The organism is Methylobacterium currus (assembly GCF_003058325.1).
GTDB classification, from domain to species: Bacteria; Pseudomonadota; Alphaproteobacteria; order Rhizobiales; family Beijerinckiaceae; genus Methylobacterium; species Methylobacterium currus.
This window is the reverse complement of sequence record NZ_CP028843.1, coordinates 4,646,941-4,669,463: the sequence shown is the minus strand read 5'-3', so window position 1 is coordinate 4,669,463 and position 22,523 is coordinate 4,646,941. Positions and strand designations below refer to the sequence as shown.

Annotated in this window: 19 protein-coding genes and 1 tRNA gene; 10 read left to right on the top strand and 10 right to left on the bottom strand. The window is 71.0% G+C overall.

Going from position 1 to position 22,523, the window contains the following annotated elements:
- The first annotated feature begins 4 nt into the window (after positions 1-4).
- Together gor and DA075_RS21620 are read left to right on the top strand one after the other, a co-directional pair.
- The gene (gene gor / locus DA075_RS21625) at positions 5-1,402 is read left to right on the top strand and encodes a glutathione-disulfide reductase (protein WP_099956723.1); all 1,398 of its coding nucleotides are present in this window, start codon (positions 5-7) and stop codon (positions 1,400-1,402) included.
- Between the two features lie 951 nt (positions 1,403-2,353).
- A complete protein-coding gene (locus DA075_RS21620; protein ID WP_099954981.1) occupies positions 2,354-2,977 on the top strand; it encodes a phosphatase PAP2 family protein in 624 nt (207 codons plus the stop codon).
- Between the two features lie 28 nt (positions 2,978-3,005).
- Here the strand turns inward: DA075_RS21620 and DA075_RS21615 are convergent, their stop codons facing one another.
- The 3 genes from DA075_RS21615 to DA075_RS21605 form a co-directional block, all read right to left on the bottom strand.
- Positions 3,006-4,034: a G1 family glutamic endopeptidase gene (locus tag DA075_RS21615; RefSeq protein WP_099954980.1), complete on the bottom strand. Its 1,029-nt coding sequence runs from the start codon at positions 4,032-4,034 to the stop codon at positions 3,006-3,008.
- 16 nt (positions 4,035-4,050) lie between these two features.
- Positions 4,051-5,076, bottom strand: a complete 1,026-nt coding sequence (locus tag DA075_RS21610; RefSeq protein WP_099954979.1) for a phosphatase PAP2 family protein — start codon at positions 5,074-5,076, stop codon at positions 4,051-4,053.
- Between the two features lie 103 nt (positions 5,077-5,179).
- Positions 5,180-6,922: an adenylate/guanylate cyclase domain-containing protein gene (locus DA075_RS21605; protein ID WP_164712432.1), complete on the bottom strand. Its 1,743-nt coding sequence runs from the start codon at positions 6,920-6,922 to the stop codon at positions 5,180-5,182.
- A gap of 388 nt (positions 6,923-7,310) precedes the next feature.
- Here DA075_RS21605 and DA075_RS21600 point away from each other — a divergent pair, with 388 nt between their 5' ends.
- Positions 7,311-8,693: a class II 3-deoxy-7-phosphoheptulonate synthase gene (locus DA075_RS21600; RefSeq protein ID WP_099954977.1), complete on the top strand. Its 1,383-nt coding sequence runs from the start codon at positions 7,311-7,313 to the stop codon at positions 8,691-8,693.
- Between the two features lie 153 nt (positions 8,694-8,846).
- Here the strand turns inward: DA075_RS21600 and DA075_RS21595 are convergent, their stop codons facing one another.
- Positions 8,847-9,731 carry a sterol desaturase family protein gene (locus tag DA075_RS21595; protein WP_099954976.1) on the bottom strand — a complete coding sequence of 295 codons (885 nt, stop codon included), beginning with the start codon at positions 9,729-9,731 and terminating at the stop codon, positions 8,847-8,849.
- A 2-nt stretch (positions 9,732-9,733) separates the two neighbouring features.
- Positions 9,734-10,597, bottom strand: coding sequence for a creatininase family protein (locus DA075_RS21590; RefSeq protein WP_099954975.1), 864 nt, complete (start codon positions 10,595-10,597; stop codon positions 9,734-9,736).
- Positions 10,598-10,827: 230 nt separating this feature from the next.
- Between DA075_RS21590 and DA075_RS21585 the strand changes: the two genes are divergently transcribed.
- The 4 genes from DA075_RS21585 to deoC all read left to right on the top strand — a co-directional run bounded on the left by DA075_RS21585 (position 10,828) and on the right by deoC (position 14,488).
- Positions 10,828-10,903: transfer RNA gene (locus DA075_RS21585), tRNA-Glu, on the top strand.
- A 227-nt stretch (positions 10,904-11,130) separates the two neighbouring features.
- Positions 11,131-13,293, top strand: a complete 2,163-nt coding sequence (locus DA075_RS21580; protein WP_099954974.1) for an Ig-like domain-containing domain — start codon at positions 11,131-11,133, stop codon at positions 13,291-13,293.
- Positions 13,294-13,425: 132 nt separating this feature from the next.
- Positions 13,426-13,689 (top strand): hypothetical protein, encoded by a 264-nt coding sequence (locus DA075_RS21575; RefSeq protein ID WP_099954973.1) that lies wholly within the window; start codon positions 13,426-13,428, stop codon positions 13,687-13,689.
- A gap of 133 nt (positions 13,690-13,822) precedes the next feature.
- On the top strand, positions 13,823-14,488 hold the full coding sequence (gene deoC, locus DA075_RS21570; protein WP_099954972.1) for a deoxyribose-phosphate aldolase: 666 nt from the start codon (positions 13,823-13,825) through the stop codon (positions 14,486-14,488).
- On the opposite strand, the gene DA075_RS21565 is transcribed toward deoC, so the two are convergent.
- From DA075_RS21565 to DA075_RS21555, 3 genes are all read right to left on the bottom strand, one after another.
- Positions 14,467-15,321, bottom strand: coding sequence for an SDR family NAD(P)-dependent oxidoreductase (locus DA075_RS21565; RefSeq protein ID WP_099954971.1), 855 nt, complete (start codon positions 15,319-15,321; stop codon positions 14,467-14,469). The genes deoC and DA075_RS21565 overlap by 22 nt on opposite strands.
- A complete protein-coding gene (locus tag DA075_RS21560) occupies positions 15,318-16,076 on the bottom strand; it encodes an enoyl-CoA hydratase-related protein (RefSeq protein ID WP_099954970.1) in 759 nt (252 codons plus the stop codon). Before DA075_RS21560 ends, DA075_RS21565 begins: the two co-directional genes overlap by 4 nt.
- A gap of 168 nt (positions 16,077-16,244) precedes the next feature.
- Positions 16,245-18,014, bottom strand: a complete 1,770-nt coding sequence (locus tag DA075_RS21555; RefSeq protein ID WP_099954969.1) for an acyl-CoA dehydrogenase family protein — start codon at positions 18,012-18,014, stop codon at positions 16,245-16,247.
- A gap of 159 nt (positions 18,015-18,173) precedes the next feature.
- Between DA075_RS21555 and DA075_RS21550 the strand changes: the two genes are divergently transcribed.
- Entirely contained in the window at positions 18,174-19,145 is a 972-nt protein-coding gene (locus DA075_RS21550) for an L-threonylcarbamoyladenylate synthase (RefSeq protein ID WP_244936271.1), read from the top strand.
- Positions 19,146-19,343: 198 nt separating this feature from the next.
- On the opposite strand, the gene wrbA is transcribed toward DA075_RS21550, so the two are convergent.
- Positions 19,344-19,943: an NAD(P)H:quinone oxidoreductase gene (gene wrbA / locus DA075_RS21545; RefSeq protein WP_099954967.1), complete on the bottom strand. Its 600-nt coding sequence runs from the start codon at positions 19,941-19,943 to the stop codon at positions 19,344-19,346.
- Positions 19,944-20,057: 114 nt separating this feature from the next.
- Here wrbA and DA075_RS21540 point away from each other — a divergent pair, with 114 nt between their 5' ends.
- On the top strand, positions 20,058-20,975 hold the full coding sequence (locus DA075_RS21540) for a LysR family transcriptional regulator (protein ID WP_210206996.1): 918 nt from the start codon (positions 20,058-20,060) through the stop codon (positions 20,973-20,975).
- Here the strand turns inward: DA075_RS21540 and greA are convergent.
- On the bottom strand, positions 20,945-21,406 hold the full coding sequence (gene greA / locus DA075_RS21535) for a transcription elongation factor GreA (protein WP_099954965.1): 462 nt from the start codon (positions 21,404-21,406) through the stop codon (positions 20,945-20,947). The genes DA075_RS21540 and greA overlap by 31 nt on opposite strands.
- A gap of 221 nt (positions 21,407-21,627) precedes the next feature.
- Here greA and DA075_RS21530 point away from each other — a divergent pair, with 221 nt between their 5' ends.
- Positions 21,628-22,515, top strand: coding sequence for a cation diffusion facilitator family transporter (locus DA075_RS21530; RefSeq protein ID WP_099954964.1), 888 nt, complete (start codon positions 21,628-21,630; stop codon positions 22,513-22,515).
- Positions 22,516-22,523 lie beyond the last annotated feature (8 nt).

The window sequence follows — 22,523 nt, the reverse complement described above, 5'->3', positions numbered from 1 at the left end:
CGCCATGACCGACACGCAGCACGAGCCTTTCGACGTCGATCTCTTCGTGATCGGCGGCGGCTCCGGCGGGGTGCGGGCGGCGCGCATCGCCGCCGGCTACGGCGCGCGGGTGCAGCTCGCCGAGGAGTACCGGGTCGGCGGCACCTGCGTGATCCGCGGCTGCGTGCCCAAGAAGCTGATGGTCTATGCCGGCCGCTTCGCGGACGAGTTCGAGGACGCCGCCGGCTTCGGCTGGGAGGTCGGCACCCCGCGCTTCGACTGGGCGACCCTGAAGGCCCGGCGCGACGCCGAGGTGACGCGGCTCGAGGGCATCTACGCCACCAACCTGATGCGGGCCGGCGTCGAGGTGGTGGCCGACCGGGCGGTGATCGAGGATCCGCACACGATACGCCTGGTCCGCTCGGGGACGCGGGTGCGCGCCCGCCACATCCTGATCGCGGTCGGCGCCCATCCGGTCAAGGAGCCGTTGATCCCTGGCGCCGAGCTCGCCATCACGTCGAACGAGGTGTTCGAGCTGGAGACCCAGCCGGAGCGCATCCTCGTCGTCGGCGGCGGCTACATCGCGGTCGAGTTCGCGGGCGTGTTCGCGTCCCTCGGCACCCGCACCACCCTGCTCCACCGGGGCGACCGGCTCCTGCGCGGCTTCGACGGCGAGATCCGCCAGGCCCTCGGCGAGGCCTATGCGAAGCGGATGGACCTGCGCCTGAACACCACCGTCCACCGCCTCGACCGGCGCGACGGCGCGATCTGCGCCACGCTGCACGACGGCAGCGAGCTTCTGGTCGACCAGGTGCTGGTGGCGACCGGACGGCGCCCCAACGTCGCCGGCCTCGGGCTTGAGACAGCCGGCATCACCCTCGACGCGGCCGGGGCGATTCCCGTCGACCGTTTCTCGCAGACCGCCGCGCCGTCGATCTACGCCGTCGGGGATGTCACCAACCGCGCGGCGCTCACGCCGATCGCGATCCGCGAGGGCCACGCCTTCGCCGACACGGTGTTCGGGGGCAAGCCGTGGGCGGTCGACCACGGCCTGATCCCGACCGCGGTGTTCTCGACGCCGGAAATCGGCGTCGTCGGCCACGGCGAGGAGGTGGCGCGCCGCCTCTGCGGCGAGATCGACGTCTACGAGGCCCGCTTCCGGCCGATGAAGGCGACCCTGTCGGGCCGCGACGAGCGGATCCTGATGAAGATCATCGTCGAGCGGGCGAGCGACCGGGTGGTCGGCGTCCACGTGCTCGGCCACGATGCCGGCGAGATCATCCAGGCGGTCGGCATCGCGGTGACGATGGGAGCGACGAAGGCCGATTTCGACCGCACCATCGCGGTCCACCCCACCGCCGGCGAGGAGCTGGTGACGATGCGCACGCCCTCGGTGGTCAAGCAGCCGGTGGCGGTGGGGTGAGGCGGCCCCGTGTCGTAGTTGCCCTGCACTTTGCAAGGGAAGGATACATATCCGACCTGCCGCGCTGAAGCGGCAGATGGCTGTTGCAGGTCAGGTCACCTTCACCTCTGCACCCGGCCGGCACGGACCATGAAACATTGAAAACGACTTTTGTCACGACATCCGGTGGGTGCGTCCGGCGCTCTTCGTGTCACCGTAATTACAAGGCCAATTTTGATTTCGCTCAAGCCTCTGAAACTTCTGGATTCCCCGCGCGATGCTCATGGCTGGAAAAGTTGCGCGGTTTTTGTTCCATTTTCGTTCTGTCGCATGGAGCATTGCCAGCGGCTAATCGCCTATAGTCGAAATAATATAATAGATAAATAGATTCGTAATTATAGATATACAACAACAAAATCAGCTGATATTGTCTTATAAAATATATTATATGGGTTTTGCGCGCAACTTATTAAAAAATTATTAAATAAAAGCCTCAATATACGATTTTTTTGCTAGTTAAACAAATTTTTAATCTTAATCGCTCAAAATATATTTGAGTAACTTGTGGTCATTATGATGCCATATCCAGAAATTGTCGGCGCGGATCGAGTGGCGCGTCCGTTCAGAATTCTCGCTGTCGCCCTCTCGATCACGGCGCTCCTAGCCGTGATGAGGATAGGGCTCTTTGCCATTAGTCCAGATGTCCTGAGCGACTCCAAGAATGTTTTATCAAATATCAAAATATTATCGTGGTCGATTCTTTTCCTTTCTTTGCATATTATTACCTAAATATTAGAAAATAAATTTCTGCGAACTTATTAGTTTTAGTGCTTGCTTTCTTCATATTGGCAGGTGTTGCTGCATTTGAGCTCCAATATGTCATTCCGTATGCCGGCGGCAATTCCGCCTGATCGATCTTGATCTCGCTGCCTGGGATGCCGCCCTGGGCTTTAATTGGCTCATCTATTTCGAATGGGTGCATCTGAACCGAGCATCAACTGGATTCTGGTGACGGCATATCGGTCGATCTGGTGGCAGCCATTCGCTCTGCTCATCGTGTTCATCGTCCAGAAGAGGGTGCGAGACTACGCTTCGCTGCAAATCGCGCTTCCTCTGTCGATACAGATCACCTGGATCGTCGCCCTGTTCCTGCCGGCACTCGGTGCCTACCAGTTCTACGGAATGACACCGGCCGGGCACGCGGGCATCGCGATCGAGTTCACGGACGCCGCGACGGCACCGCTGCTGTGGTTGCGGCAGCCGGAGCTGCCTCCGGTGATGCCAGCCTTCTCTGATCTGCGCGTCATCTCCTTCCCATCTTGGCATGCTGCGGCGGCCGTGATCTTCATGTTGGCCGCGTGGCCGGTGCCGCGCGTCCGCTGGCTCGCTCTTGCTCTCAATGGTCTGATGCTGGCCGCGACACCGGTCCATGGAAGCCACTATGCTTCGGACATGATCGTGGGTGCGGCGATCGGCGGGGCGGCCTTCGCCATGGGGACATGGGCCCTCAGTGGGAAGCCGCTGGGTTCCGGCGAGGAGCGGGCGCGCTCCAACGACCGGCCGCGTTGGAGCGTAGCGGGTCCGGCGCGAGAGTGACCTTTTGGATCGGCGGCCGAACCATCGATCAATACGGCGCTCCGAAGCACATCGTCAGCGCCCGCGGATCCCCCGTCACCCGCACCGGATTCGAGATCGTGCGGGCCTGGCCCGGATCGCGATCGAGGGCGGTCATGCGGATCAGGCTCGCCCGGGAAAGGTCGTGCTCGGTGAAGGCCGTGTCGCCCGGACCGCGGGATTGCGCCAGGCAGGCGGTGAAGGCGAGCGACCCGTAGGCGGCGAGCGGGTACGGGTGCCAGCCATCGGCATCGAGTGGGCTCGGGCGCTCGAGGATCCAGGCGGCGCTCGCCCCCGAGACGTGCCGGCCGCCCGGCGCCGTGAGGTCGAAGGCCTGGAGCATCGTGCCGGCGGTCTCGTTCTTCAGGTTGAAGCGCACAGTCACGGGGTCGAGGACCGTCAGGATCGCGCTCACGCAGTCGCCCGGCGCGACCATGAGGCCGAGTGGCTGGGGCGCGTTGTCCTCGCCCCGGGCCCACCATTGCACCCAGGTCTCGTAGCGGGCCTCGGCCCCGTCCCAGACCTGCAGGGTGCCGATCTGCGGCAGGCTGGCGTTGCGGTAGAGGCCCTGCCCGTCGAGGCCGATCCAGGCCGAGGCGCGGGCAGCACGCCCCGGCTCCCCCGTCACCGCCGGCACCTGCCAGCGCGCCATGACGCCGGCGAGGCTGCGCCCGTGGAGCGCCGTGAGTGAGGCCCCCGACCAGTTCACGCTGCGGCGCGCCGGCACGGAGGCGTGGGGGCGCGCGATCAGGAGTTGCGGCGCCGCGACCGGCCGCGGCACTTCCACGAAGCGCAAGGGCCGGTCCGGCGGCGGTGCCAGGAAGGCCCGGCGGAAGGCGCGTGCCGCCGGACCGTCCGCGGGCCGCGGCACCGGCAGGCCGAAGCCGGCGAGGAGACCCGCATCGGCCTGCCCCAGGTCCAGATCGGCCGGCGGCAGGGGAAGCGGCCGGAGGGCGAGGTGCGGGGCGGGATCGCCGGCACCGTCGTCGGAGTCCAGGGGCGTCTCGGATGTCCGGGGCCTCTCGGATGTCTGGGGCATCGCCGCCGCCCTCCCGTCACACCGTGCCCGAGGGCAGGACCAGATCCGGGACGCATTCCCGGGCGGCCGCGATCACGGCGTCGCCGAAGCGCGGCAGGGCGTAGTCCCCGCGGCTCAGGCCGTCGCCGTCATGGGCCGACAGCGTCGCGAACACCGCGTCGGCGAGCCGGCGGCCGGCGATCGAATCGCTCGGATAGTGCAGCCCGGCGATCTCGCGGTTGCGGGCGACGCGCCGGGCGAGGGCCTTCAGGGTCTCGTTGACCGGGCGGCGCTCGGCATGGGGCAGGCCGGCGACGCGAAGTACGCCGGCGACGCACCGCGCCATCAGGCGCGCCTGGGTGGCGTGGCCGCTCGGGAAGGACGAATGCCCCGGCACCGGCACCGGCGGCAGCAGGGCCGGGCAGAGGAAGGAGGGCCGCGGCCGGTCGAAGGCCTCCTTGACGCGCAGGGCCGCGAAGGAGCCGACGAGGCTGGCGATGTGCAGCACCCGGTAGGTGCGGGGGTGCGAGGCCGGATTCATCGACAGGGCCTCCATGAAGGCGGTGATGAACTCGACATCCTGGGCCAGGATCTCGCCCAGTGCCGAGGCGCGCTCGTCCCGCGCCAGCACCAGGAGCGTGTCGAGCTCGATCGCCTGACCGCTCTGGCCGTCCGTCTGGTCGCGCAGGTCGAGGAGGATCTGCGCCATCGCGTCGTGGAGGGCGTCGGTGTCCCAGCCCGTCGCGGCGAAGTCCCGCAGCACCCGGTAGGCGTACCAGCGCCCGGCCCAGGCGCGGTCCTCGAAGGCGAGCGACCGGCCGGTCGGGGCGTCCAGGCTGCGGAAGGCGATCCGCCTGCGGGCGGCGCCCGGCGGGGTCTCGTCACGGATGAAGACCGGCCGGCGCAAGCTCCCGATCTCGGCCCCCTCCTGCGTCGCCTCGAGGGAGAACGGGAAGTCCGGCCGGTCCGGCACGAACCAGCCGCCGGCATCGCCATTGATGCCGGCATTGCCGGTATTGCCCGTATTGCCGGTGTTCCCGGTATTGCCTGTGTTGCCCGTCATCGCTCCCCTCCCCGACCCGACTCCCCCCGTTCGATTGGCTCGGCGATGATGCCCGATTGCGGCCCCTTGCCGGCCGGTGCCGCGAGGGGCGCTGAGCCTCCGTTCAGTCCGGCAGCCCCGCCGCCCGCAGGTGCCCGATCCAGCGCGACCGGACCGGATCGGCGAAGGGGCAGCGCGGCGCATAAGCGCCGAGCCGGAAGCTCGGCTGGAGACGCATCATCTCCGCCGCCGCTTCGGACGCCTCGGCCAGGCGGCCGGCCGCCGCCAGGCTCGCCGCGAGGGTGCGCAGGGTGAAGCGGATCGCGCGGTTGCGCGCCACCGCGCTCAGGCTCCAGGCCAGAGCCGCATCGTAGTCGCCCGCGACGTAGTGGGCCTGGGCGAGCAGGCCCTCGTGCCAGAACGTGTACGGGTCGCTCGGCGCCAGCCGCTGGCCGATCTCCCCGTGCTCCACCGCCCGCCTGCCATGGCCGGCAAAGCCGTGGGCGGCGCTGCTCATCGTCCAGGCGATGGCGAGGCTCGGCCCCGCCTCGATCGCCCGGTCGAGGAAGAGCCGCGCCGTGCGGGCGTCGCGCAGGAGATAGGCCTGGACGTGGCCGTAGATCGCCAGCGCCAGGGGGTCGTTGCCGTCCCGCTCGATCGCCGCGCGGGCGCGGTCCGCCGCCGCCCGGGCGTCGCCGTCCGGATCGGGCGACCCCATCTCGCCGACCCGGAAGACGTGCCACCAGGCCGCGTAGGCGAAGGGCGGCGCGTAGGACGGGTCGAGGGCGATCGCCTGCTGCAGGAGGCCGCCGGCCCGGGCGAAGCTCTCGGCATCCATCCGGTGCAGCAGGTCCAGGGCCTGGAGCAGCAGGTCGTAGCTGGTCAGGCTCGCCGGATGCTTGCGCAGGGCCCGCTGCAATTCGCGCTCGCGCACATGCGGCGCGAGGTTGCGGATCAGCTTCACCGCGATGGCGTCCTGCAGGGCGAAGACCTGGCCGACGAGGCCCTCGTAATGGTCGGCGCTGACCACCGCCCCGGTGCCGCACTCGATCAGCACGGTGCAGACCCGCAAGCTGTCGCCGTGATGCTGGATCGTCCCGTCCATGACGTAGCGCACGCCGAGGCGACGGCCGAACGCCGCCGGGTCGGCGCGCCCGCGGCGATAGGCCAGGGTCGAGCCGCGGGAGATCACGAACAGGTCGCGCAGGGACGACAGTGCCCGGACGATCCAGTCGGTGAAGCCGTCGGCGAGGGCGAGCCGGTCCGGCGCGCAGGCCCGGAACGGCAGCACCGCGATCGAGGCCCGCGCCTCGATGCCCGGCAGGCATTCGCCGGCCCGAGGGCCCGGGCCCGTCCCGCAGCGCAGGGCGAAGGCCCGGACCGGCCGGGCGTGGTTGCGCAGGGGCAGCGGCCCGAGATCGGTCGCCAGCGCCCGCGCCGCCGCGCTCGCCCGGGCGAACACCGCCTCCGAGACGATCACGTCGCCGGCCTCGGCATAGGCCTGCAGCCGGGACGCCACGTTGACGCCGTCGCCGAAGACGTCGCCGTCCTCGACGATGATCTCCGCGAGGTTGACGCCCATCCGGAAGGTCAGGCGCGCCTCCGCGGGATCGCGCTCCGTCGCCTCGGTGATGCGACGCTGCAGGGCGAGGGCGCAATCCGCCGCCGGACCGGCCTCCGGGAAGGTGGCGATGAAGCCGTCGCCGGTATTCTTGACGATCCGGCCGCCGCACTCCGTGATCAACGGGTCGATGATCCCGGCGCGCAGGGTCTTCAGGCGGCGGTGGGTCTCCTCCTCGGCCATCTCGCTGAGCCGGGTGTAGCCGACCACGTCGGCGACCAGGATGGCGGCGAGGTGGCGCTCCATGGTTCGGACCTCGGGAGGGGGGATCGGGGCGCCTGCCGGCTCCGCCAGTCGCATGCTCCGCCTCATCGCCATCCGCCTCGCACGATCGATGAGCGAACAATCCGCAGCAGCGCGGTGGAGCTTATGCTTTGACAAGCATCAATCATGGCGGCACCGATCCGGGCGGAATACTGTCATGCACTGATGGAGAGGTCCAGTGCCGAGAGCCTATGCCGAATGCCGGTTCGGGCGAGCCGGAACGCGGGGCGGGGTGCCGGAGCGGCATCCCCGCCCGTTGCGAGGATCACCCCTGCGCAAGACCCCTCGCGCGGCGGGGCAAACCCCCCTATAAGCCCGGCTTCCGCGACCGACCTGACCGGTTATCGAAGAGGTGCGCGAGGAGAGGACGATGAGCGAGCGTTGGACCCCCACGAGCTGGCGGCGGCTGCCGATTCAGCAGGTCCCGGATTATCCGGATTCCGCTTCCCTCGAGGCAGTGGAGCGGCAGCTCGCGAGCTTTCCTCCGCTGGTTTTTGCAGGCGAGGCGCGCAAGCTGAAGCAGGGCCTCGCCAAGGTCGCGGCGGGCGAGGCCTTCCTGCTCCAGGGCGGCGACTGCGCCGAGAGCTTCGACGAGCATTCCGCCGACAACATCCGCGATTTCTTCCGCGTCTTCCTCCAGATGGCGCTGGTGCTGACCTTCGCGGGCGGTTCGCCGGTGGTGAAGGTCGGCCGCATCGCCGGGCAGTTCGCCAAGCCGCGCTCCTCGCCAACCGAGACCGTCGACGGCGTCACGCTGCCGAGCTACCGCGGCGACATCGTCAACGGGATCGGCTTCTCGGAGGCCGAGCGCGTGCCCGATCCGCGCCGGCAGGCCGAGGCCTACCGCCAGTCGGCCGCGACGCTCAACCTGCTGCGCGCCTTCGCGACCGGCGGCTACGCCAATCTCGAGAACGCGCATCGCTGGATGCTCGGCTTCGTCAAGGACTCGCCCCAGTCCTCGGCCTATGCCGACCTGGCGCAGCGCATGACCGAGACCCTCGACTTCATGCGGGCGATCGGCATCAACCCGGAGACGCACCAGGAGGTGCGCCAGACCGATTTCTATACCAGCCACGAGGCGCTGCTGCTCGGCTACGAGGAGGCCCTGACCCGGGTCGATTCGACCAGCGGCGACTGGTACGCCACGTCGGGCCACATGCTGTGGATCGGCGACCGCACCCGCCAGGCCGACCACGCCCATATCGAGTTCGCCCGAGGCATCAAGAACCCGATCGGCCTCAAATGCGGCCCGTCGCTGAAGGCCGACGACCTGATCCGGCTCGTGGATCTGCTCAACCCGGCGAATGAAGCCGGCCGCCTGACCCTGATCTGCCGCTTCGGCGCCGACAAGGTCGGCGACCACCTCCCCGGCCTGATCCGGGCGGTGGAGCGCGAGGGCCGCAAGGTCGTGTGGTCCTGCGACCCGATGCACGGCAACACCGTGACGGCGAGCGGCTACAAGACCCGGCCGTTCGAGCGGGTGATGAAGGAGATCCAGGGCTTCTTCGACATCCACCAGGCGGAAGGGACGCATGCCGGCGGCATCCACCTCGAGATGACGGGCAAGAACGTCACCGAGTGCACCGGCGGCGCCCGGGCGCTAACGGCCGAGGACCTGCACGACCGCTACCACACCTATTGCGACCCGCGCCTCAACGCCGAGCAGGCGCTCGAGGTGGCCTTCCTGACCGCCGACCTCGTCAAGCGCGAGCGCCGGCAGCACGAGCACCCGCGGATCGAAGCGGCCGAGTAGGTTTTTTCGCAATCTCGGCATGAGACGAGGCCCGGGAGGGGTGCGGCGCTCGCGCGGCACCCCTCCCGGGCCTTCTCGCGTCGGATGCACGCAGTACGGGGAGCGAGCGTCGGCTCGCTCTCCCTTTTCCGGGCCCGGCAAGGGACACGAAGTTTACGAAGACGGCCCCGGCTCCAGCCCTGCCGGCCTGTCCTGCGACCGGAACGGATGGACCAGCTGGTCGCCGAACCCGCGCGGAAAGGCCGGGTCGCCATTGCCGAAATCCTGCGGCAGCACCCCTTTCGGCATGTAGAAGGTGCCGAAGACGAGGTCGATCAGCGGGAAGCAGCCCGCGAAGTTGCTGTTGCCGCCCTCGTCCGGCCCGGTGTGGTGCCAGCGGTGGAAGACGGGGCTCACCAGCAGGTAGCGGAAGGGGCCGAAGGTCCAGTCGAGGTTGGCGTGCGCGAGCGCCGAGACGCCGACATTGAACGGGACGAGGGCGATCAGCACGTCCGGCGAGATGCCGAGCAGGAGCGGGACGACGTCCGAGAGGGCGCCGTGGAAGACCGCGTCGACCGGGTGGAAGCGGGCGGCCGAGGTCCACTCGATCTCCTCGGAGGAGTGATGGATGGCGTGGAAGCGCCACAGCCGCATCGTGTGGAACAGCCGATGCGTCGCGTACATCACGAGATCGGAGAGGATCAGGTAGAGCGGCGCCTGCGCCCAGAAGGGCAGGCCCGCGAGCGGGCCGATCCCCTCCCCGAACAGGCTCGGAAGCCCGAGCGTCGCCGGGACCCCGTTCAGCAGGAACAGCCCGATGACCAGGAGCCAGATCCGGGCGTAGCCGGAGACGACCGGGATCACGAACCAGTAGCACACGTCGGTGACGACGTCCGGCTTGCGCCACCAGGGCCGGCCGGGATTGCACGGCCGGGCGATCCAGCTGACGACCGTGAACAGGAGGCCCAGGATCGTCAGCAGCAGCCAGATGCTGACCGTGCTCTGGCCGAGAGCCTGGATCACGCTCCAGAGCGAGGGCGGCGTCGGAACGGTCGGCATCGTCACGATCCTTGCTTGGTGGCCGTGAACCGGCGGATCTGCGCCAGGCCCGCCTCGACCTGGAGGTCGAGCAGCGCGCGCCCGCGCTCCGCCGTGGCGCGGCGGGGATCGCCGCTGCTGCCGTCGCTGGTCAGCCCGAGCCGGGCAAGGAGGGGCGGCGTCGGCCGGGCGAAGTCGACGCGCTCGGGCGCCGCCGCCATGAGCGAGGCGTGGTCGGCGAGCCCGGCATGCCCCCCGATCGTCGCCGGCGTCTCGCCCTGCGCCTCCAGCCAGAGCGCTTGCGCCCGGTTGCCCGCGACGTAGTAGTCGTCGACGCTCAGCACCCGCACCCCCTGGGCGGCCCAGTCGCGGTCGAGCCGCGCCGCGACCTGCTGCTGGGGCGCCAAGGCCCCGCCGTGATCGGCGATGAACAGGATGGTGCGGAAGCCATGCGCCTTCAGGCTGCGGGCGATGCCTTCCAGCGTGCCCGCATAGGCCTCCTCGGAAACGCCGAGCGTGCCCGGGAAGACGAGGTTGCCGGTCGGCGGGTCGAAATTCCCCTGCGGGACGTAGGAGACGACCGGGGCGATGAGGGTGTGGCCCAAAGCCTCGGCGATGCGCTGCGCCGTCCAGGCGACGAGGCTGTCGTGCTTGCCGATGGCGAGATAGGGGCCGTTCTGCTCCAGGCCGCCGCTCGGGACGAGGGCGGTCGTGTAGCCTTGATCGAGGGCCTGCCGCACCTCGACCCAGGTCATGTCGGCCATCGCGATCCGCCGGACCAGCGGCGCCGGCCACGAATGCTGCAGCGTCAGGATCCCGAAGCCCAGGAGCGTACCGGCGGTCAGGACGGCGCGGCGCGAGCAGCGAAACGGCGTGAGGATCGGCATAGGGTTGTCGGGATCGGGATGTGCGGCGCCATCGTTCCGCGGCCACGGGTCGGGGCGGTGATAACCCGGAAGGCTTAACGAAACGGCTGCCTGCGCATCGGGCCCGGGCCCATCGGAGCCCCGGCCGGCATCACGCGCTCGCCGGCCCGAGATGGCCGATCGAGATTGCCGACTAAGAGGCTTGCGCCCGGGCCGGACCGTCGCTATACCGCCGCCATCCCGCCGGGCCAGCTCCCATCGTCTAGCGGTCCAGGACGTCGCCCTCTCACGGCGAAAACAGGGGTTCGAGTCCCCTTGGGAGCGCCACCGGCCGGATCTTCCGCATCACGCCGCTTCGCCGAGTCGCCGGGCTTTCCGCTCGTGCGGCGCTGCCGTCGTCGCGTGCCGTGCGATCGCCCTCCACCAAAGCGGTAGCGCGTGCACGCGCCCCTCGACCAAGGGATGCGCGCGTCGTCGTCGTCGCGGCTGTCCTGCCGTGGATCGGCCTGCTAAGCATCCGTTATCCCAACATTCGATGTTCGGCGAGAGATGAGATGCGATGGGTCGTCATGCGCCTGCTGGGTTCAGTAGTCTTGTGTATGATGATTGCGGCATCGGGACGCCTCTTGTTTGAGCATCTGTCTCCGCGTGTGCTGGCGTTGATGCCGATCGACGGCGCAACGGAAGTCTATCCCGATCTTCCGATGGCGATCGGCTTCTCTCGCGCGATGGTGCCGGAGACGATCGGGCCGGCGACGATCGCCTTGCGTGAGGAGAGCGGCGCGCCGGTGCCGGTCGCGATCAGCTACGATGCGGCCCAGCGCTCCGCCCGGCTGGTCCCGCAGGCGCCGTTGCGGCCGGGCGCGGCCTACCGGATCGTGGTCGGGGCCGGGATCCGGCCGGAGAGCACACTCGGGCTGTCCTTGGCCGAGCCGGCGGAGGGGCGTTTCACCGTGGCGGCGGCGCCCGAACTCGCCGCGATGCAAGGGTCGCCGGTCCTGGTCGCGGTCGGGCCGAAGAATCCCTTCGGGCCCTACTACGCCGAGATCCTGCGGGCCGAGGGGCTGAACCTGTTCTCGGTGGTCGCGACGCGGGACCTCACGCCGGAGCGCCTCGCCCGCACCGCCCTGGTGCTGATGACCGAGTCGCCGGACGACGCCTTGGCCGCGCGACTCTCCGACTGGGTGCAGGATGGCGGCAACCTGATCGCGATCCGGCCGGAGGGTGCGTGGCTGCCGCTGTTCGGCCTCGCCCCGGGCGGAGAGGCCCTGGCCGAGCGCTACATCCAGGTCGACGCGCAGGCGCCGGCCGCCCGCGGCATCGCCCGGCAGGCGATGCAGTTCCACGGGCCCGCGACCCGCTACGCGCCGGGGGACGCCACGATCCTCGCCCGCCTCTCGACCGGGAGCGAGGCCCTGCCCTGGCCGGCAGTCGCGCTGCACCGGGCCGGCCAGGGCCAGGCGGCCGCCTTCGCCTTCGACCTCGCCACCTCGGTGGTGCGCCTGCGCCAGGGCAATCCGGCCTTCGCCGGGCAGGAGCGGGACGGGCTGCCGCCCCGGCGGCCGAACGACCTGTTCTTCCCCGACTACCTCGACCTCTCGCGGGTGGCGATCCCGCAGGCCGACGAGCAGCAGCGGCTGCTCGCCAACCTGATCGTGACGATGAGCGCCGAGCGCCTGCCGCTGCCACGGGTCTGGTACCTGCCCGACGAGCGCCGCGCCGCCCTCATCATGGCCGGCGACGACCACGCCACCCGGCGCGGCACCCTGGATGCCTACAAGCGCCTCGTCGCCGAGAGCCCGCTCGATTGCCGGCCGGAGGCCTGGGACTGCGCGCGGGCGACCTCCTACGTCACGCCGGCGACGCGTCTCGCGCCGGACCAGGCGCAGGCCTATGCGGCGCTCGGCTTCGAGACGGGGATCCATGCCGATACCGGCTGCCGCGACGTCGATGCCGCCACCCTGGGACTGGCCCTGAGCCGGCAGGTCGGCGGCATCGGGCAGAAGCTCGGCCTCCCGGCGCAGGAGACCCACCGCCTGCACTGCGTCACCTGGAACGGCTGGGCCGACACCGCCAAGATCGAGCGTGCGGCGGGGATCCGCCTCGACCTCGGCTACTATTACTGGCCCGGCTCGTGGATCCGCCGCCGGCCGGGCTTCATGAACGGCTCCGGCTTCCCGATGCGCTTCGCCGACCTCGACGGGCGGGTCCTCGACATCTACCAGGCCGCAAGCCACCTGGTGAACGAGAACGGCGTCGACCAGCGCACCGGCATCACCACCCTGCTCGACCGGGCGCTCGGCCCCGAGCAGTTCTTCGGCGCCTTCGGCACCCATTACGACTACACCGACGGCTATTTCGACCATCTGGTCGCCGCTGCCCGCGAGCGCGGCGTCGCGATGATCTCGGCCGCCCAGATGCTGCGCTGGCTCGACCGCCGGGAGGCCACCCGGTTCGAAGCCCTGGCCTGGAACGGGCACGACCTGACCTTCCGGGTCGATCTCGCGGATGGGCCGGAGCGGGTGACCGGGATGCTGCCGGTCTCGGCCCTGTCCCACCGCCTCGCGGCGATCACCCGCGGCGGCCAGCGCGTGCATTTCCGGACCGAGACCATCAAGGGGATCGACTACGCCCTGTTCGACCTGGAAGCGGGGGGCTACGCCGTGCTCTACGACGAGAAGACCTCGTCGATGCCGCTCCCGGCCCGGCTGCGGTGAGGCAACGGGGATCGGGCAGGCGCGCCGGCCTGCGTCATTTGGGGGCGTCGCACCTTTCGCGGTCCCGGGCGTTGGCCGGGATCACGCCCCGCATCCTGCGGCGCGCCCCATGCCCCCCGAGGTCCGACCCCGATGGCTGCCGACCCCAACGCCCTCTCCGACCGCGCCCTATCGATCTTCGCCTTCGCGGCCTACCACCACCTGATCAGCGGCCAGCCGATCGCGTCCGTGGTGCGCCGGGACGGCAGCGGCCATCACGCGGATCCCGAGGGCGCGGCCGAGGTCGAGACGCGCGGCCTCGCCACCTTGAGCGACGACGAGATCACCTTCACCGAACCGGGCGTCGCCTTCGTCGAGAAGACGGTCGCGGCGATCCGCCAGGCCAGCGGACGCTGACACCCGGCGGACGCTGATTCGGGGCGCTTGACGGTCCAACCGCCGGGATCGAATCCTGCCATCGCGGTGACGGGCATTCGGGTCCGAGCCGCCATCGGAGACGATTCCCTAGGACGCGCCCGCCCTCGCCCGCCTGATCGACCACACGCTCCTGCGGGCCGACGCGACCTCGGCCGAGGTGCGGCGCCTGTGCGAGGAGGCGCTGGCGCACCGCTTCAAGGCGGTCTGCGTCAACCCGGTCCATGTCGGGCGCGTCGCCCGGATCCTGGCCGGCAGCGACGTCGCGCCCTGCGCCGTCGTCGGCTTCCCCCTCGGGGCGGTGCCGCCGGAGGACAAGGCGGCGGAGGCCGCGGGCGCCGTGCGACGCGGCGCGGCCGAGATCGACATGGTGATCGCGCTCGGCGCCCTGAAGGAGGGAGACCACGCCGCCGTCCGGGCCGACATCGCGGCGGTCCGGGCCGCCTGCCGGGAGCAGGTGCTGAAGGTCATCATCGAGACCTGCCTGCTCGACGACGCGCAGAAGCGCCTCGCCTGCACCCTGGCGGTCGAGGCCGGCGCCGATTTCGTCAAGACCTCGACCGGCTTCTCGACAGGCGGCGCCACCGTGGCGGATGTCGTGCTGATGCGCGCCTCGGTGGGCGATGCCGTCGGCGTCAAGGCCTCCGGCGGCGTGCGCAGTGTGGCGGCCGCCCGCGCCCTGATCGCCGCCGGGGCGACGCGGCTCGGCACGAGTTCGGGCGTGGCGTTGGTGACGGCGGGGGGCGCGGGCGGGACGTATCAAGCGCCCTCGGGCCGGTAGCGCTCAGGCCGGCCGCCATCCTCGTCGGTGAAGCCATAAGCCCGCGCGAGGTCGCCGACATGCAGCACCTGCCCGGCGAAGGCCCCGACCTCGGGATCGCCCGCCAGCGCCGCCAGCGCCCGCCCGGCGTAGAGCGGGCTCTCCCCCGCCTCCCCGTCCATCCCGGCCTCCACCACCCGCTCGGTCCGCACCAGGCCCGGCGCCAGGGCCAGGGCCGTGACGCCGTAGGGCTTCAGTTCCTCCGCCATCGCGAGGGCGAGGCGGTTGGTGGCCGCCTTGGCGAGGTCGTAGAACAGGTCGCCGAGATAGGCCTCCGTCCCGAACGAGACCAGCGCCAGGAGGCCGCCCTTGGCCGAGACCATGGCGGGCGCCACCGCCCGGGCGAGGATCAGGCCGGCGAGCGGCCCGGTCTCGAGGCTGTGGCGCAAGGGCGCGAGGCCGCGGCGCCAGAAGGCGGTGCCCCAGCTGGCGCCGTCGGGATAGCGCACGCCGTCATAGCCCTCGTTGCCGCCCCAGACGCTCGACACCGCGACGTCGATGCGGCCGAAGCGGCGCAGCACCCAGCGCACCATCGCGTCCACCTCCGGCTCGCGGGTGTGGTCGCAGAGGTAATGGTGGCCGCGCCCGCCCGCGAGGTCGACCTCCCGGGCGGTGTCCTCCAGCGCTTCCGTGCGCTGGTCGGTGCGCGGACCGGTCTCGCTGGAGCGGGCGGTGACCACCACCGTGGCGCCGGCCTCGGCCAACGCCCGGGCGATCCCGCGCCCGACCCCGCGCGAGGCGCCGGCGACGAGGCAGATCTTGCCCGAGAGGTCCGGGACGCCGGCGGGCCTCACCGGGCGCCGCGGGACAGGAAGCGCTGGAACGCGGCTTGCGCCTCGGGGGAGCGGAGCGCTGCGTCGAAGGCCGCGGCCTCCGCATCCATGGCGGCCCGCACGGCCTCGTGGTCGCCGCGGATCAGCCGGCGGGCGGCGGCGAGCGCCTGGCGGGGCTTCGCGGCGAGCTTGGCGCCTTGCGCCAGCGCGTGTTCGAGGAGCCCGTCGGCCGGCACGACTGCGTTGGCGAGGCCGAGCCGCACCGCCTCGTCGGCCCCGAAGGCCTCGCCGAGGAGCAGGAGCTCCGTCGCCTTCGGCAGGCCGACCCGGCGCGGCAGGAGGTAGCTGGAGGCGGCCTCCGGCACGAGGCCGAGATCGACGAACGGCATCCGGAAGGTCGCGGCGGGCGCCACGTAGACGAGGTCGCAATGGAGCGTGAGCGTGGTGCCGACCCCGACCGCGAGCCCGTCCACCGCCGCCACCATCGGGGTGCGGGTTACGGCGAGCTGGCGGATGAAGCGCAAGGAGGGCGCCTCGCCGAAGGATGTGTCGGCCCGGGCGACGAAGTCGGCGATGTCGTTGCCGGCGGTGAATACGCCATCAGTCCCGGCGAAGACCACCGCGCCGACGCCCGATCCGTCGCGGTCGGCCCCTTCCAGCGCCTCCCGCATGGCGTCGTACATGGCGCCGGTGAGAGCGTTCTTCTTCTCGGGCCGGACGAGCTGGATGAGGCGGACGCCGCCGGGTTCGTCGGTGATGCGGACGTGGTCGGTCATGGAAGGTTCACCAGTAGACTATTCGGGTGGACAAAGGTCTTCCCAATCAACGGAATGACATCCTCGGCATCATCCCGGGCTCCCGCCTTGGGCGAGACCCGGGATGACCCTGTCGGTGTCAGGAGCGGCTGCGCACCGCCTGGAGGCAGGCGACCTCCGGACCGCCCCTCACCCCGCGAGCGCCAGCGCCCCGTCCTGCAGGAAGCCCCCGCCCCCCGTCACCGTCTCCTCCAGCCCCCGCGCGGCGGTAGCGAGGTTCTCGGCGAAGAAGCGCGCCAAGGCGATGCGGGCCGGGTGGGCCGGGTCGCCGTCGCCGGCCTTCACGGCCGCGTTCGCCGCCAGGGCCGCCTGCGCCAGGCAGATGCCGCCCTGGGCGAGGCCGAACAGGCGCAGGTAGGGGGTGGCGCCGGCGAGTGCCTCCTCGGGCCGGTTCGAGCCCAGCGCCTTGAGGAGGTGGCCCGTCGCCCGGTCGAGGGCTTCGATCGTCTCGCGCAGGCGCGGGGCGGTGTGGCCGAAGGCCGGGCTCCCCTCCTTCAGCACCCGCTCGGCGACGAGGCGCATCGCGCCGATCTGGCCGCGCACCACCGCGCCGTCGTCCAGCGGCAGCTTGCGGGTGACGAGGTCGATCGCCTGGATGCCGTTGGTACCCTCGTAGATCGCCGCGATGCGGGCGTCGCGCAGGTGCTGGGCGGCGCCGGTCTCCTCGACGAATCCCATGCCGCCATGGACCTGGATGCCGAGCGAGGCGACCTCGATGCCGATATCGGTCGAGAAGGCCTTGGCGACCGGGGTCAGCAGCGAGGCCCGGGCCTGCGCCGCCTTGCGCGCCGCCTCGTCCGGCGCCCGGTGGGCGCGGTCGATCGCCTCGGCGGTCAGGTAGCAGATGCCCCGGGAGGCCGCCGTGAGCGCCTTCATGGTCAGGAGCATCCGCTGCACGTCGGGATGCTCGATGATCGCGCTGGCGCCCTCGCTCGCGGCGCTCGCCCGGCCCTGGCGGCGGTCGCGGGCATACAGGAGCGCCTGCTGGTAGGCGCGCTCGGCGATGGCGACGCCCTGGAGGCCGACGCCGAGGCGGGCGTTGTTCATCATCGTGAACATGCAGGCGAGGCCCCGGTTCGGCTCGCCGACGAGCCAGCCGGTGGCGCCGTCATACACCATGGTGCAGGTCGGCGAGCCGTGGATGCCGAGCTTGTGCTCGATGCCGGCGCATGTGAGCGCGTTGCGCGACCCGTCCGGCAGCACCTTCGGCACCAGGAACAGCGAGATGCCGCGGGTGCCGGCGGGCGCGTCGGGGAGCCGCGCCAGAACGAGGTGAATGATGTTGTCGGTGAGGTCGTGCTCGCCCCAGGTGATGTAGATCTTCTCGCCCGAGATCCGGTAGCGACCGTCGCCGGCCGGCTCCGCCCGGGTGCGCATCACCGAGAGGTCCGAGCCGGCCTGCGGCTCGGTGAGGTTCATGGTGGCGGTCCACTCGCCCGAGACCAGCTTCTCGAGGTAGCGGGCGCGCAGGTCCTCGCTGCCGTGCCGGCTCAGCGCCTCGACCCCGCCGGCGGTCAGCAGCGGCCCGAGGCCGAAGGCCATCGCGGCGGAGTTCCACATCTCGATGCAGGCGGCGTTGAGCAGCACCGGCAGGCCCTGGCCGCCATACTCGACCGGGCCCGGCAGGGCATTCCAGCCGCCCTCGGTCCAGGCACGGTAGGCCTCGCGGTAGCCCGGCGGCATGGTCACGACGCCGTCCTTGAGCGGGGTGCCGTGGCGGTCGCCCACCGTGTTGAGCGGCGCCACCACGTCGTTGGCGAAGCGCCCGGCCTCCTCCAGGATCGTGTCGACGAGGTCGTCCGAGAGGTCGCCGTGCAACCCCTCCGCGATGGCGCGATCGAGCCCGGCGACGTGCCGGAGGGTGAAGGCCATCTCGGCCACGGGCGCGCGATAGGTCATCGAGGGCTCCTCCCGACGGAAAGCGAGGCGGCTTCGCCGGGCGAGCCCGCCGCGCGGACCCCCGGCAACCACCCTTTGGATTTGACGTACGGATGCCGCCGACCTACGGCCGGCGGCATGGTGACGGATAGTTTAGACGTGAACGATGATCGCGGGTCAATGCCGACCCGCCGCCTCGCCGCCGATGACGCGGGCATCGAGGAGGCCGGCGCCCTTCTGCGCGCCGGCAAGCTGGTGGCGATCCCCACCGAGACCGTCTACGGCCTCGGCGCCGATGCCGGCGATCCGGCGGCGGTGGCGGGAATCTACGCCGCCAAGGAGCGGCCCCGTTTCAACCCGCTGATCGCCCACCTGCCCGACCTCGCGGCGGCCCGGCGCGAGGGCGATTTCGGCCCGGAGGCCCTGCGTCTGGCGCAGGCCTTCTGGCCCGGCCCCCTCACCCTGGTGGTGCCTCTGGCCGGCACGGCCCGCGTCTGCGACCTCGCCCGGGCCGGGCTGCCGAGCGTCGCGCTCCGGGTGCCGGGCAGTGCCCTCGCCCGGAAGGTGCTGGCGGCGGCAGGCTGCCCTGTGGCGGCGCCCTCGGCCAACCGCTCGGGGCGGGTCAGCCCGACGGAGGTGGATCACGTGCTGGGCGACCTCGACGGCCGGATCGCAGGCGTGCTCGATGGCGGGCCCTGCCCGATCGGGGTCGAGTCGACCATCGTCGCCTGCCTCGACGGCCCGCCGGTGCTGCTGCGTCCGGGCGGCGTGCCGCGCGACGCCATCGAGGCGATCCTGGGGCGGGAACTGGCCATGCCGAGCGCGCCGGACGGGGCGGCCCCGGTCTCTCCGGGGCTCCTCGCCTCGCATTATGCGCCCCGCGCCGCCGTCCGCCTCGATGCGGCGCGGATCCGGCCGGGCGAGGCCGCCCTGCTGTTCGGCCCCGTCCCGCCGGACGGGCTCGACGACGCGGCGCTCTCGCTCAATCTCAGCCCGGCCGGCGACCTCGCGGAGGCGGCCGCCCACCTCTTCGCGCATCTGCGCCGCCTCGACGCCGCCGGCCCGGCGACGATCGCGGTGACGCCGATACCGGAGCACGGGCTCGGCGAGGCGATCCGCGACCGGCTCGCGCGGGCTGCCGCGCCGCGGTGATCCGGCGGCCGAGATTGGCGATCGGCTGACGACTTTTTTTCGGATCTCGTGGAACCGACCCTGTGGGATCCGCGTTTCTCGAGCCTAGAAGGTCACCTAAGCCCCCATCGACCTTCCGCCTCAAAGGCCCAGCTGCGCTGGGCCTTTTTCTTGATCAGGGCCCGGACACCGTCCGGGCTTTTTCTTTGGCGAAAGGCCTCAGCCGGCGAGCTTCGCCGCGATGCCGGCGACGTGGCGACCCTGGAAGCGGGCGCCCTCCAGCTCGACCGCGCTCGGCTGGCGGCTGCCGTCGCCGCCCGCGATGGTGGAGGCGCCGTAGGGCGAATTGCCCATCACCTCGGCGGTGCCGAGCTGGCCCTGGAAGCTGTAGGGCAGGCCGACCACCACCATGCCCTGATGCAAGAGCACGGTGTGGAAGCTCAGGATCGTCGATTCCTGGCCGCCATGCTGGGAGGCCGTCGAGGTGAACACCGCCCCGACCTTGCCGACGAGGGCGCCCTTCGCCCACAGGCCGCCGGTCTGGTCGATGAAGTTCTTCATCTGCGAGGCCATGTTGCCGTAGCGGGTCGGCGTGCCGAAGATGATCGCGTCGTAGGAGGGCAGCTCGTCCACGGTGGCGATCGGCGCCGCCTGGTCGAGCTTGTAATGCGATTGGCGGGCGACCTCCTCCGGCACCAGCTCGGGCACCCGCTTCACCACGACCTCGGCGCCGGCCTCGCGCACGCCCTCGGCCACCGCGTAGGCCATCTGCTCGATATGGCCGTAGGTCGAGTAGTAGAGGACCAGAACCTTCGCCATCGCGTGATCTCCTGTCGGTGCGCGGTGCGGACCATCGCGGATCGCGGACCCGCGGAAAATGGCCTATGGTGCAAGCCCGCGCTTGCACGCATGCAAGGTCAGGAGCCTGACGACGTGACCGCCACCCTCGCGTGGGACGATTTCCGGCTGGTCAAGGCCATCTCCGACCAGCGCGGCCTGACCCAGGCCGCCGAGCGGCTCGGCATCAACCATTCCACCGCCTTCCGGCGTCTCGGCCAGATCGAGGCGGCCCTGCGCACGCCCCTGTTCGAGCGCCACCGCACCGGCTACGTGCCGACGCCGGCCGCCGAGGAGATGGCCCGCATTGCCGCCCGGATGGAGGAGGAGGTGCTGGCCTTCACCCGCCGGATCGAGGGCCAGGGCCTGAGCCCCGCCGGCGAGCTGCGCATCACCACCGCGGCCTCGCTCCTCAACGGCCTCCTGACCCCGATCCTCGCGGCGTTCTGCGCCCGCTGCCCGGAGGTGCGCCTCGACGTGGTGGTGTCGGAGCAGGCGCTCAACCTCGCCAAGCGCGACGCCGACGTGGCGCTGCGCGCGACTAACGACCCGCCCGACACCCTGGTGGGCCGGCGCCTCGCCACCATCGCCTGGGCGCTCTACGGCCGGGCCGACCTCGACCGGGGCAGCCCCCTCGCCGCACAACGCTGGGTCTCGCCGGCGCCCCGGCTCGGGGCGGCCTCCGCCGCGCGCTACGTGCAGGAGCGCACGAATCCCGAGCGCATCGTGCTGCGCCTCGACACCGTGCAGGGCCTGGCGGACGCGGTGGAATCCGGGATCGGCATCGGGCCCCTGCCCTGCGTCATCGGCGACCGCCGGCTGGGCCTCGTGCGGCTCTCCGACCCGGAGCCCGACCTCGCCGCCGGGCTCTGGCTCCTCACCCATCCGGACCTGCGCCGGGCCGCCCGGGTGCGGGCCTTCCTCGATTTCGTCGGCGATGCCATCGCCCGCGAACGCGACCTGATCGAGGGACGGGTTCCGCGTCAGCGGACCGAGACGATCTCCACCTCGTGACCGGCCACCTCGACGGTCTCGCCGGCCTGCTTGCCGGTGAGCGCCCGGGCGAGCGGCGCCACGTAGGCGATGGAGCCCTTGGCCGGGTCGGCCTCGTCCTCGCCGACGATGCGGAAGGTCTGCTCAGGCCCGTCCTCGCGCGCGATGGTGACGGTCGAGCCGAAATGCACGGTGTCGCCCCCAGGCTGTTCGACCACCTGGGCCGAGTTGCGCCGGGCGGTCCAGTAGCGCAGGTCGCGGTTCACCCGCGCCATGTTCGCCTTGTCGTCGGGCGACAGGCCGGCATGCTCGGCATGCAGCCGGTCCAGCTCCGCGTCGATCAGGGCGAGGCCCTCCGGCGTGACGAAGTTCGGGTGCGGGGAGACGGGACGGTCGGGAAGATCCTCGAAGGCCTCCCCGCCCTCCTTCTCGCGAACGAAGGCGATGCTCATGAAACAGGCAATGCGCGGGCCCACGCCAAGGTTCCGCGCTTTGCCCGCGCCGGCTGCGTCCAGGGATGCGCCTGAACATCGGCGGGGATGCGGTGAGACGCATTTAGCCCGGGCTATGACCTGTGCCGTGGCCTTCCGGCCGATGTCGCCTTAAGGGAGCGGCGCCGCGCCGCACCGGGCCCCTCCCGCGACGCGGCCACGACCACTTTCGGAACATCGTCATGGAACGTGCGCAAGCCGCCGCCCTCGCCAGCGCCGGGGTCGGCCTCCTGGTGCTCGCCCTCAAGTTCGGCGCCTGGTGGATCACCGGGAGCCTCGCGCTCTATTCGGACGCCCTCGAGAGCATCATCAACGTCGTGGCGGCGATGACCGCCTTCGTGGCCCTGCGCGTCGCCGCGCAGCCGGCCGACCAGAACCACCCTTACGGCCATCACAAGGCCGAGTACTTCTCGGCGGTGATCGAGGGCGCGCTGATCATCGTCGCCGCCGTGATGATCCTGCGGGACGCCTACGACGCGCTCCAGGCCCCCAAGGCCCTCGACGCGCCGCTTCTTGGCGTGGCGGTGAACGGCCTGGCGACGGTGATCAACCTGGTCTGGGGCATGATGCTGGTCAGGCGCGGTCGCGACTGGCGCTCCCCGGCCCTGGTGGCGGACGGCAAGCACGTGCTGGCCGACGTGTTCACCTCCGGCGGCGTGCTGATCGGCCTGGGGCTCGCCACCGCGACCGGCTGGATGATCCTCGATCCGGTCATCGCCGTGGTGGTGGCGCTCAACATCCTGTGGTCGGGCGGCGCCATGGTGCGCGACTCGGTCAGCGGCCTGATGGACCAAGCGGCGCCGACCGAGATGGTGACGCAGATCCGCCGGCTGATCTCCGAGCACGGCGAAGGCGCGCTGGAGGCCCACGACGTGCGCACCCGCCACGCCGGCCAGGTCACCTTCATCGACTTCCACCTCGTGGTGCCGGGGGAGATGACGGTGGCGGAGTCGCACGCGATCTGCGACCGGCTCGAGGCGGCGATCGAAGGCGCGGTGGAGGGCGCCGTGGTGACGATCCACGTCGAGCCTGCCGAGGAGGCCAAGCAGCGCGGCTTACCGGTTATCTGAGGACCGGC